This window comes from Siphonobacter sp. BAB-5405 (assembly GCF_002872335.1).
Classification (GTDB): Bacteria; Bacteroidota; Bacteroidia; order Cytophagales; family Spirosomataceae; genus Siphonobacter.
The window spans coordinates 15,335-28,021 of sequence record NZ_NJAG01000036.1 but is presented as its reverse complement, the minus strand read 5'-3'; the positions used below and the strand labels follow the sequence as shown (position 1 = coordinate 28,021).

Here is a 12,687-nt window from a genome sequence, read left to right as displayed (position 1 = left end):
ATACTTGTTGGCTTAAAAAAACGAGCAACCCTATTTTTGAATTTTACCAGTTATGGGAAAAGTAAATTTGACGCGAAGGCTCTTTAAAGTCCACAGCTGGCTGGGACTGATCAGTGGTCTTTTTCTACTTGTATTGGGACTAAGCGGTTCGATTCTGGTATTCCGACACGAACTGGACGCCTGGGCTAATCGGGAGTTGTTGCAGGTGACGCCTCAGGGTACTCGCTCCTCGCCCTTGCAGCAGTGTTACGACACGATCACCCGTCGGTATCCCAATCTGGACGGGATTGCCTGGCTCAACCCCGATGCAGGCCCCACCGAGGCGTATAATTTCAGACTCTATTTCAATGATACACGTCTCTTTACCTACGATCTGGCCCTGATCTCTTTCGATCCCTACACCGGGGCCATCCTGCGGGAAGGGCCATCGGCTAATTTCACGCCCAGTTTCATCGAATGGCTATTGCAGTTCCACTTCAGCTTTCAGCTGGGCGTACCGGGAGCGGCTCTAACGGCGGTTTTTGGTCTCACCATGCTGGTATCCCTGCTGACGGGTCTGGTGGTGTACCGAAAAATGATCTGGAGAGTCCTGACTTTTCGAGTAAAAATCAACCGAAAAAACTGGCGTACGATCAGCTCAGACCTCCATCGCGTGGTTGGGGTCTGGTCCTTACTGCTCAACGTGGTCATTTTCTTTACGGGCTTCTGGATGAATTTGTTTGCGTTTCAGGCTAAAAGCTGGCGGTCAGAAACGATTCCCACGAAACCGAACACGCTTCTCTCGGTATCCCCCGACCGGATGTTGCAGCAGGCCCTACTGGCTTTTCCCGGCCTGGATCCGACCTACGTGTATTTGCCAACGCAACCCACCCGAACATTTGAAGTTCGGGGCTACACGCAGGATCAATGGAAAGGCTGGGGCAGCGGGAATTCCGTAAAAATCAATCAGCAGACGGGCAAGCTGATTTCGCTGAATCGCCTGTCAGAAAAACCACTGGGAGAGCGGATAGAGGCTACTTTTTTCCCTCTGCACGTGGGCAATTACGGCGGCTGGCCCGTGAAAATCCTATACGTGATCATTGGCTTAACGCCGGGTTTACTGTCCGTAACGGGCTTTTTACTGGCGTGGCGAAGAATTCGAAAGCCCACCAGGCGTTCACCTACCTTTCAAGCTCAGTCCATCCGTTAGATGAACAGAAGTTACTGGCCATGGAAAGCCAGGTTTAATAAGTTTTCACGTTTATAAGTCTGTTTGAAATGCAAAAGGAGTGTGCTAGTTGTCACACTCCTTTTGCATTAGCGGACTTTCTGATAAATCATCTTTCCATAAACCCCATTACATCCGATACGTACGAACGTACTGACTCGGCGGCATACCGACGATTTGTTTAAATTGCCGATTGAAATTCGACATATTCGTATACCCGCAGGACTCCGCAATCTGACTCATGGATTCGCTCGACTCCCGTAGCAGGCGGCATACATTTTCAATCCGGATTTCGTTGAGCAAATGAGAGAAGGTTTTTCGGGTATGCTGGCGGAAAAAGCGACAAAACGCACCCGGTGTCAGGTTGGCTACGTTCGCCACGTCTTCCAGGGTAATGGGTGAAGCGTAGTTTTGTAACAGAAACGAAAACACCCGCTCCAGCCGGAAATGATCGTTCGGACGACTGGGACGACCGTACGAGGTCCGGGATAAAATTTCCCGTCCTTCGTCGTTAACCAGTTTATCAAGAATCTTCAGTAGAAACAAAAACTGATGGAAGGGCCGTTGCTGGGGCAACTTCCGAAACTCTTCCAGCAGGGCATTATCTTCCTGACAGCGAAGTCGCACCCCGTATTTGGCCTCGTGGAGGAGTTGCTGCAAATGCATGACTTCCGGAAATTGCATCCAGTGTTCCTCAATGGCATCAGCCAGAAAAAAGAGATTGGTTGACGTAACCCGATCCTGCTCCTGGCCGCCGGATGGAATACTCCGAAGTACGTGGGGCAGGTTGCTGCCCAGCAGGAGCACATCGTAGGGCTGAAAATGATCAATCCGATCGCCCACGATCAGCGTTCCTTCGCCTCGCTCAATCAAAGTCAATTGTACTTCGGGATGAAAATGCAACTGAGCATAAAAGGCAGAGCCATCATCTACCTGAATGCGGAAGGACCGCTGATCCACACTGGGTACCCGAAACAGTAGTGGTTTCATACCTATGAAAAGAATAGAATGTGAAGGAATAGAGCAAGTGTACTGGATGCAGGCTGTTCATCAGCTGGAATGCGATTGGTAACCGGGAGATTTCAGGGTGTTTTAGTAGTTTGCCTTCATCTGGCTGGACACCTTTCTACGACAGTCAGGCATTCCAGCGATAATCCATCAAACATCCAAAGCAACCAAACTGGTTTTGCCAGCTAAGCACTATAACGTATACAATAATACGTTATAAATATCAGCGACTTCTGCCGGGCCGTGTATGTATCTACGTTACCCGAGTCTCCTGATTTCATGCATCGCCGAGCCTTTAAATGAGCCAACCTTAGGTTCGCTTTTACTAGCAAATTAAATTTCCCAGCACAGCCTTAGGGTAAAATTCGTGGAAAGATGATAAGCCTCTATCTCAAAGATTCACTAATACTAATACAATTCTAACCTATACTGAGAAGTCAAAAGATACTTATATCCTTTGGAGTATACACCTATTCACAAAATACTGTATGGCTAAATATTCGAAAGAGCTATTTTAATTCAAATAAGAGAAGCGAATTTGAGCGGAGAAGTAAAAGAGTACCTGTTTTAAATCTGAGAATTTCTGCATAATTCTTATTCAAATTGATACAAAAATGGCCTGCTACCCCAAGAAGTGAAAATTGTATCAAAAGCCATAAAAACGCTACGCATCAAACGGTAAGGCGTCCTCTATATTTGACTTAAGCTTCGTTATAGAGCCGTACGATTTATCCATTCAAACACCAAACCATTCACTTTACTATACCTATGCACACTTTTTCAACAACGAGTCAGTAGGCCCCCGTATCCCAGCACACTTTTCCAAAAATGTACATCAGCCTGGGCCGCCTTTGGTCGCTACAGCGGAACAGTACCTAACCGAACGATAGTACATTCTTCCCTTTAGAATTTCAGTTTAAATGTCCGCTTTTTAAACAGGCGGCAGGAAATACAGCATTGGTTTTCTAAAACGCATCCGCCGATAGCCATCGGACGGCACAGGAAACGAATGACTGATTCATTGACTCATTCAGGTTCAGGAATGAGCGTGTCCACCTATTGCCCATTCAAACCGTGCGAGCTTAAACACGATCGCATGCACACCTCAACAAATTTCTAATGAATGAAAAATCTACTGTTTGTTACACTCCTTTTGTTGAGTGCCCAATTTGGTTCCGCTCAGACTGCTGAGCTAAGGGGACACGTGATTTCAAGCACGAAGACGCCCGTCATCGGAGCTACCATTCGGGTCAAGGGAACAACCCGGGGCTCTATCTCTGATGCCAATGGTGATTTTACACTACGGGCCAACGATCGCGATACCCTACAGGTCAGTGCCATAGGTTACCAGCCGGCCGAAATAGCGGTGGTATTGGGAATCCGGAATATCATTACCCTGATTGATAAACAACAGGACCTCAATGAAGTCGTCGTGGTTGGGTTTGGTGAGCAGAAAAAGCTGGCTCTTACGGGTGCGATTTCGTCGGTAGGAACGAAAGAATTGACGCAAAGTCCGGTTGCCAACCTCAGTAACGCCCTGGCGGGACGATTGCCCGGTCTGACCACCCTGCAAACCAGCGGTGAACCCGGCTACGATGGCTCGCAACTCTGGATTCGGGGGATGGCAACCTTTACCGGAAATCAGAGTCCGCTGATTCTGGTAGATGGGGTCGAACGGTCGTTTGGGAGTATTGATGCCAATGAAGTTGCCACGGTATCCATCCTGAAAGATGCGGCTTCTACGGCTGTGTACGGGGTCAGGGGAGCCAACGGGGTGGTACTGGTAACCACCCGTCGGGGTACGGAAGGCCGATCCAGCATTACGGCGACCGTACAGCAGGGGGTGCAGATGCCCACCCGCTTACCAAAATATCTGGATTCCTACGATGCCCTGACCCTGTACCGCACGGCACTGAATAACGATGGCAAAAATTCAGCCATGTATACGGACGAGTACCTCAACAAATTCCGAGATCGCAGCAAGCCTGCGTACGAATATTTGTATCCGAACGTCAACTGGCTCGATGAAATGCTGCGACCTTCCGCCACGATGATGCAGGCCAATATCAACGTTTCGGGCGGTACCAGCTCCGTACGGCACTTTGTTTCCCTCTCCTACCTGCGTCAGAATGGCCTTTACAATTTCGCCGACCAGATCAAGGATTACGATATTCAGGCTCGTTCCAATCGCTACAACTTCCGTTCGAACATCGACCTGGACATCAACAAATACCTGGTGATGGAACTGAACCTGGGGAGCATCATTCGGGATAACAATTTTCCGCCCATTGGTGCGGGGGATATTTTTGGTGCCCTGCAATCCATGCAACCCTGGTTGTATCCGATGACTAACCCGGACGGCAGTATTTCCGGGCTGGATTCCAAGGCCACGAATCCCTACGGTCGGATGACGCAGGGCGGGTACCAGCGGAATTTCGAGAACACCTTACAGGCTACCAGCGGTTTTACGCTGCAACTTCCCTTCGTTACGCAGGGCCTGAGCGTACGGGGTCGGCTTTCGTTCGATTCCTATGGTTACCGGAATGTGCGTCGGATTAAAAACCTCTGGACCTACCAGTATTCACTCGCCAATGAAAATGAGACGGATCTGACCAAAGGAACGTATCGCCGCATCTGGGAAGGTACCAATACGCTTACCTACGATGTAGCCGCGAATAGCAACCGCCGTACCTGGCTGGAGTTATACGCCAACTACAACCGGATTTTTGCCCAGAAACACGCCGTGACGGGTATGCTTTTGTACAATCAGCAGAGCTATTTCGACCAGGTGGGCAACAACAACGCCATTGGCGGCTTACCGTTCAAATACAACGGCTTTGTGGGGCGAGGAACGTATGCCTACAACGATACGTATTTTGCTGAGGTCAACTTTGGTTATAACGGGTCGGAAAACTTCCCGGCGGGTCGGCGGTATGATCTGTTTCCTTCCATGTCCGCCGCCTGGATTATGTCCAATGAAGCTTTCATGAAAGAATTGTCCTTCGTCAGCCTCTTTAAATGGCGGGGTTCGGTAGGTACCGTAGGCAACGATAAAATTGGTCAGCGACGCTTCCTCTACCAAAGTACCTGGTCACTCAGTGCCGGAGGGTATCAGTTCGGCAGAGACTTCAACGGTGTAGGGTATGGCGGTGCGGCAGAAGATATGCTGGGAGCGACGAATGTGACCTGGGAGAAGGCCCTCAAATACAACCTGGGTATGGACCTGGGCTTTTTCAACGATGCGTTGACCTTTACGGGCGATGCCTTCTACGAGCGTCGGAATAACATTCTGGCTCAGCCGGGTACGGTTCCTGCCACCCTGGGTATTACCAGCTTGCCGTACCTGAATCTGGGTGAAGTAGAAAACAAAGGTTTCGAACTCGAAGCTCAGTTGCGGAAACGCTTCCGGAACATCACTTACTTCATCAAGGGTAACGTATCATACGCCCAGAATAAGATCCTGCAAATGGATGAACCGAGTTACCAGGATCGTCCCTACATCAAACGCACCGGACGCAGCATCAACGAACAGTATTCGATGATTGCGGTGGGACTGTTTCAGAATCAGGAAGAGATTGACGCCAGTCCCGACCAGTCGCAGTACGGACGCATCATTCCGGGGGACATCAAGTTCAAGGATATGAACGGTGACAACGTCATCAACGAACTGGATCGGGCCTACAACGGGAAGCTCACGGTACCCACGACGATGGCCGGTTTTGCTTTCGGCGTTAATACCGGGAATCTGGACGTGAGTGTGTTGTTCCAGGGCGGATTCGGTGGTAACGTCTGGTTGACGGGGGATGCCATATGGCCTTTCGACGGTGATGTAGGGGTGATGGCGGACGTAAAAGATAACTACTGGACGCCCGAAAATCCCAATGCCAAATACCCCCGCTTGTCCTCTTCCAAAAACGTTAACAACAATCAGATTTCGACCTACTGGATGACTTCCCGCGATTACGTCCGTCTGAAAAACGTAGAAATTGGTTACTCGCTGCCCAAAACGCTCCTTAGCAAAATTGGCGTTAAAACGGCTCGCCTGTTCGTGAATGGTATTAACCTGATCACCTGGGATAAGTTGAAAATTTTCGATCCGGAAATTCCGAACGACTCGCGGAATTATCCCCAGCAAAAAGTCTTCAACGGTGGTTTAACAATTGGTTTATAAGTCTTTAGCACGGAACAAATGAAAAAGAAATATATTAAAATCCTTTTCCTGGCTGCCGCGACTCAGTTCGTTTCCTGTACGAAGTATCTCGACGTAGTGCCTTCGGAACTGGTTACAGAAGATAAAGTCTGGGCAAACATCAACAGTGCCAATAACGTACTGGCTCACCTGTACAGCAAGTTACCTACGGGATTTGGTAACAATGGCGAGTACATTAGTGATGAAGCCTGTGCGACGGATGAAGCCATTTTTCACTGGTACGCGGGCTCCGGACCTGAACAGTATAACCTGGGTGCCTGGAATTCGGGAAATAATCCTTACGGCAACTGGGAAGCTCGCTACCAGGACATCCGCAAGGCAAATATCTTCCTGGAAAAAATTGAATCCGTACCCATTCCTGCCGAACAAAGTTCGAAATACTCGGTCCTGATTCCACAGTACGTGGCGGAAGCCCGCTTCCTTCGGGCGATGTTTTACTTTGAGCTTTTCAAACGCTACGGGGCTGTACCACTGATTACCCGTTCGCTGGATTATACCAATCAGAATGAATATTATGTGGCCCGGAATTCAACGGATGAAATCGTAAATTTCATCGTTAGTGAATGCAATGAGGTAGCGGGCAAATTACCCGACCATCATCCAGACGGTGAACTCGGACGGGCCAACAAGGGAGCAGCCCTGGCCCTGGCGGCCCGGACCCTGCTGTATGCAGCAAGCCCCTTATTCAACGGAAATACCAAGTACGCGGGTGTGGTTAACAAGGACGGCAAGGCTCTGTTTTCCCAAACGTATAACCGGGATAAATGGCTGCGGGCGGCCGAAGCGGCCAAAAAGGTACTGGATCTGGATTATAAACTCTACACATCCACCGACCCGATCAATAGCTACGAAAAGCTGTTTTATACCCGGGAATGGCAGGAAACTATTCTGCCTTATAATCACCCCAATACCAGAATGATGGAACAGTACCACCTGCCCTATGGAGGTGCGTTTCGGGGGTGGTCGCATTTTAGTCCGCTCGAAGAACTGATCAACAGCTATGAAATGAAAAATGGCAAGCCCATTACTGACCCTACCTCGGGTTATACCGAAACGGGCACCTGGACGGGAGCGATGGTAGGAGCCGATGGTACGACGAATTCGGTGACGCTCACCAATATTTCCAACCGTTACAAAGACCGCGATCCGCGATTTTATGCAACGATTTCCTACCAAAACAGTATGTGGGCGGCCGCTCGTACGCGAGTACCCATTCGACTGGCCTGGTGGGGGAATGGACAGGCCAACGGTTCCAACGGATGGCCCATGCAGGGGGGCGGTACAACGTCCATCAGTGGCTATACCATTCGCAAGTGGCTCGATCCTGCCGTGGATATTGGAAACTGGAATACGTCACCCGAGGCTCGCCGTAATTACCCGATTTTCCGACTGGCCGAGTTTTACCTGGCCTACGCCGAAGCCCTGAATGAATACAATGGCAAACCGACGCCCGAAGCTTACCAGGCAATCAACACCGTTCGGGCTCGGGTCTCCATGCCAGCCCTGCCCATTCTGGCGGCGGATCAGACGCTGGAAGGTTTCCGTAAACGGGTCCAAAACGAAAATCGCGTAGAATTTGCGTTTGAAGCCCACCGTTTCTGGGATGTTCGCCGCTGGCTGATTGCAGAAACCGTAAACAATGGCCCCGTGCACGGACTCAATTCCCGGCCCATGGCGGAAGAACTACGGGCCACGGGACTGGACATCAATAGTCAGGAGGCCGGTCTGGCGGTATTCTATAAACCCGTACCCCTGCAAACCCGGGTTTTCCAGTACCGCCATTACCTGATGCCCATACCGATTTCGGAAATGGACGTCAACCGTGAACTGGTGCAGAATTACGGCTGGTAATTTTAGTAATTCTTTTTATTGGCGAGACTCGCTGATGTGTGTAATCGGGACAACACACGTTAGTGAGTCTCGCCGTTTTTATTTACCAGGAAGAGTAGTTGTTCCTTTAACCTGTACAGGTTCCGAAAGATGTTTTAAAAGGTCTGCTACTATTCATTCAACAACCCCAGGAATAACTGGCTAACGCAACGGAATAAAAGATAGCCTGATGAGTAGCTCCAGGCTCGGCCTACGCCTCTGGGGTGGAATTCATTTTTTCTAGGGATAAGTAGCGAAGCTGAACTGGTTGAAATTCCCCAACTACTATCCTTTGAGAATGCTCCGTTCACGCTCCGCTCGTACTTGTAACCATTCCCACTTCGCTCACGAATTACTCTTGACATCTATGAAACCATCCATTCATTTCGTTCTGGCTCTCAGCGTAGTCGCTTTTTCCGCCTGTAAAACCACTGATCACGAAGAATCCGATCCGGTTGGTGATTTAGCTCCCGTGGAGACCCTTCCGGCCAACACTTCCTACCGACCCGCATTTGAAGGCCAGACCCGGATTGCGGGCCTGCAAACTTCCGTCGGTTACGAAAGCCGAATCCTTACGCAATCGCTTCGGGCTCCCTGGGGAATTACTTCGCTACCCGATGGCCGGTTACTCATTACCGAAAAAGCCGGGTCCATGCGGATAGTAACCACGGCGGGTCAGGTAAGCCAGGCCATTACCGGCATTCCTCAGGTAAATCCGGCGGGTCAGGGAGGCCTACTGGGCGTACGGGTTGATCCGGATTTTGCCACCAATCGACTGATATACTGGGTATTCTCGGAGGCCGTTTCCGGTGGTAACGTGACGTCCGTCGCCAAAGGCGAATTATCCGCGGATGATACCCGCATTCTCAACGCTCAGGTCATTTACCGGGCTACTCCGGCGTACAATGGCAACCTGCACTACGGCGGTCGGATTCTGTTTGACCGGACGGGTCACCTGATCATCAGTACCGGTGAGCGGTCGGATCTGGCCACGCGGCCCCAGGCTCAGCAATTGAATTCCAGTTTGGGCAAACTCATCCGAATTACGAAAGAAGGTCAGGCCGCCACAGGTAACCCCTTGACCGGACAATCGGGAGCCCGTCCGGAACTGTATTCGTACGGCCACCGAAATCCGCAGGGACTGGCCTTGCACCCAGTAACCAACGATCTCTGGCAAGGCGAACATGGTCCCCGGGGCGGCGATGAAATCAACCGCATTCAGCCGGGAGCCAATTACGGCTGGCCCACGATCACTTATGGTATCGAATACAGTGGCCAAACCATTGGCTCCGGCATTCAGCAGCAACAAGGCATGGAACAGCCCGTTTATTACTGGGACCCCGTCGTGTCGCCCAGCGGTATGACGTTCTATACGGGAAACCGGATTGCTGAGTGGCAAAACAACCTGTTCATCACCTCGCTTAGTAGCAAGCATATTGTTCGTCTGGCCATTACCGATAATCGGGTCGTTGGCGAGGAACGTTTACTGGCGGGTGAAGGACAACGGTTCCGTGATATTACCCAGGGAACGGATGGTGCCCTGTACGCGATCACTGATGAGGGTCGTTTGTACCGCATTGATCGGAAGTAATTCAAATTCTGAATCCTTAATTTAGCGATCCCGCAGTCAGCTAAAATGCTCTGACTGCGGGATCGCTGTTTATATCCTTGTATCATTCGTAAATCGAGTTCTCGTACCTCTGTACTAATCCAGCTACCCCTTCATTCCTGCCTAGTACTTATCTCTCGCTTCAGTTTGTAAAGTATGGAAGGCTCCATTCCACATACGCACGCTCTACCTTTTTAACATCTATGAATATACGTCGGATTCCTACTAAAACTGGTATAGAGTTTTTACCTAACCCATTACTCGATTATTGAGTACTCACAATAAAACTTAAACTAAAAATCATGATTTATGGAACGTGAACTTATGTATTCTAACCAACCCGGTTTCATCAAGCGTATTTCCTGGAGTGCTGTATTTGCGGGTGTATTAGTGGCTATCGTTACGCAGATGCTGCTCAGCTTGTTAGGCCTGGGCATTGGTTTATCAACCATCAACCCTGTCGAAGAACAAAACCCTACCGCAGGCCTGGGTACGGGCACTGCCATCTGGTATATCATCAGCAGTTTGCTTTCACTGGTGGCCGGAGGCTGGATCGCCGGACGGCTGTCTGGCACTGCCCTTCAATTTGATGGTATCATTCACGGGGTGCTAACCTGGTGCCTGGTTACGTTGCTAACGATTTATTTTTTAACAACCACGATCGGTAGTATCATCGGAGGAGCTGGTCGCCTCATGGGTGCAGTCGTTCGTACGGCGGGCTCGGCAGCGGGTACCGTAGCCAGTGCGGCGGGTCCGGAGTTAGGGCAGGCCGTGAAAGATAAACTGGCTGAAAATGGAGTTGATGTAAAAAATCTCGATTTAGGTGATTTACGCAACGAAGTCAATACGATTCTTCGGCAAACCGGCAACCCCGCTTTGAATCCGAATCGATTGGAGCAAAAGGCCAAACAGGCGGGTAATCAGGCAGAAGCTGCTGCCGAACGGGCAGCGGAAGACCCCCAGTCAGCCAATGAAGAAGCCAATCGGTTGTTTGGTCGTCTGTTTAAACAAGGTCAGGCCACCGTCAGTCAGGTAGACCGGGAAGATGCCGTAAACGTGGTTATGAAACGTACGGGTAAAAGCCGGGCAGAGTCTGAGCAGATTGTTGACAACTGGATTAATACCTACAAACAGGCCGTAGTCAAATTTGAACAGACGAAGCAGGAGGCCGAAGCAAAAGCCCGTCAGGCCGCTGATGCAGCCGCTTCAGCCGCGTCGAAAGGAGCTATTTTCGGATTTTTCGGATTACTGTTGGGTATTGTTGCCGCCAGTATCGGTGCGAAACTGGGTGCAGCCTCGACGGAAAATCTGGCGGCGTACCGCCGATCGGTTTAATAGTTAAAAAGTACCCCTTGCCTTATAATCGGATGAATGGCAGGGCCGCTCCCCTACCGGGTATTTAACCCGGCAGGGATGAGCGGCCAGCCTTTTTTGAAGTAATTATTAGGTGTTTACTCTTGATCGTTCAGAGGAAGTTAGGTTTCACAATCACCCGCTGAGGCCTGGTTGAATGCATTCAGCAATGCGTACTCATTCGAACCAGGGAATGTTTTGCTTTTTTGAAAGTGTTGATTGAAATCCGTCGCGGATGCAGGAATCAGATTTTCAAAAAGAGCTTATTCCGATACAGAACGTATAGTAACGAGAGTTGAACAGCGGTTACGGCCAGTGCCTGAATAACGGGTTGCCAGGGCAGGATAAAAAACTGGCTAAATCCATCGAATAGGAAATGGGCGGTATGGGCAAAATCCACGATACCATCGGAAGCCAGGTAGATTAAAATGGAATTGGTCCCGATCAGCACGAACGGAAATGCCCATTTCTGAAAGCCCTGCACATCAATGATGTAGTAGAATACAGCAAGAAATATCAGACTCCAGCCGCCCACATAGACGGTAAATGAGCTGGTCCACAGTCGTTTGTTGATCGGAAATACCTGGTCCCAAAGCAAGCCAAGCAAAATCAGTCCTATCCCAAGTCCTAGCATCATCAACGTTTTCTGCTGCATGGATCGACGGACGTCTTTCAGCAACGTACCCGTCAGCATACCTAGCAGAGCCGTCGCGATGGCTGGTACAGTCGAAAACAAGCCTTCCGGATCATACACCGTCCGGTGGAGTTTCCCAGGCAAAAATAGTCGGTCAATATACGAGGTTAGCGAGCCTTCCGGAGTCAACACGCCCGCTCCAAAACCGGGTACGGGGATCAATATCAAAGCAGCCCAGTATCCCAATAAAATTAAAAGTGCTGCTATAATTTGTCCACGCGTAGAGGTATTCAGGAAAATGATACCTGCCCCCAGCCAGGCCAGGCCAATTCGTCCCAGTACACTGGCAAAGCGGGTTTGTTCGTACCCTTTAAAAGCAAAGAGGCCATTAACGACCATCCCCAGAAAAATCAGGATCAGGGTCCGTCGGAGCATGGATTGATAAATGGGCCTCTTGTCGGCGAAGGACAATTGCTCAGCCGAATCAAGTCCCGCTCGCTTGAGTTTTCCCTGCAACGAATACGGCATGGATACACCCGCAATAAATAAGAAAAGCGGGAAGATCATATCATAAAAGGTACACCCGTTCCAATCCACGTGATGTAACTGAGACGACATCCAGAGCAATACCGGCCACCCGGTGGCTTTAGCTAGAGCATGGATGATGTGCTCGCCGCTCATGATCCAGAACATATCAAAGCCGCGTAAGGCATCCAGCGAAACCAGTCGCCCGGTTGCGATCGGAGCAACCGGGGTACCAGGGGCCGTCAGGGCGGGAGATGATTTCATAACAACTA

7 protein-coding genes are annotated in these 12,687 nt (G+C 50.1%); 5 read left to right on the top strand and 2 right to left on the bottom strand.

What is annotated here, in order from left to right; all coding sequences use genetic code 11:
* The first annotated feature begins 52 nt into the window (after positions 1-52).
* Positions 53-1,189: a PepSY domain-containing protein gene (locus tag BWI97_RS19570; protein WP_102202431.1), complete on the top strand. Its 1,137-nt coding sequence runs from the start codon at positions 53-55 to the stop codon at positions 1,187-1,189.
* Positions 1,190-1,336: 147 nt separating this feature from the next.
* Here the strand turns inward: BWI97_RS19570 and BWI97_RS19565 are convergent, their stop codons facing one another.
* On the bottom strand, positions 1,337-2,197 hold the full coding sequence (locus BWI97_RS19565) for an AraC family transcriptional regulator (RefSeq protein ID WP_094815481.1): 861 nt from the start codon (positions 2,195-2,197) through the stop codon (positions 1,337-1,339).
* A gap of 1,141 nt (positions 2,198-3,338) precedes the next feature.
* On the opposite strand from BWI97_RS19565, the gene BWI97_RS19560 reads away from it, so the two are divergent.
* The 4 genes from BWI97_RS19560 (at position 3,339) to BWI97_RS19545 (ending at position 11,238) form a co-directional block, all read left to right on the top strand.
* Positions 3,339-6,386, top strand: coding sequence for a TonB-dependent receptor (locus tag BWI97_RS19560; protein WP_094815483.1), 3,048 nt, complete (start codon positions 3,339-3,341; stop codon positions 6,384-6,386).
* 18 nt (positions 6,387-6,404) lie between these two features.
* Positions 6,405-8,276, top strand: a complete 1,872-nt coding sequence (locus BWI97_RS19555) for a RagB/SusD family nutrient uptake outer membrane protein (protein ID WP_102202430.1) — start codon at positions 6,405-6,407, stop codon at positions 8,274-8,276.
* 385 nt (positions 8,277-8,661) lie between these two features.
* On the top strand, positions 8,662-9,885 hold the full coding sequence (locus tag BWI97_RS19550) for a PQQ-dependent sugar dehydrogenase (protein ID WP_102202429.1): 1,224 nt from the start codon (positions 8,662-8,664) through the stop codon (positions 9,883-9,885).
* Between the two features lie 327 nt (positions 9,886-10,212).
* On the top strand, positions 10,213-11,238 hold the full coding sequence (locus BWI97_RS19545; protein ID WP_102202428.1) for a hypothetical protein: 1,026 nt from the start codon (positions 10,213-10,215) through the stop codon (positions 11,236-11,238).
* Between the two features lie 262 nt (positions 11,239-11,500).
* On the opposite strand, the gene BWI97_RS19540 is transcribed toward BWI97_RS19545, so the two are convergent.
* Complete coding sequence (locus tag BWI97_RS19540; RefSeq protein ID WP_199182044.1) at positions 11,501-12,679, bottom strand: acyltransferase family protein; 1,179 nt, start codon at positions 12,677-12,679, stop codon at positions 11,501-11,503.
* Between the last annotated feature and the right edge of the window lie 8 nt (positions 12,680-12,687).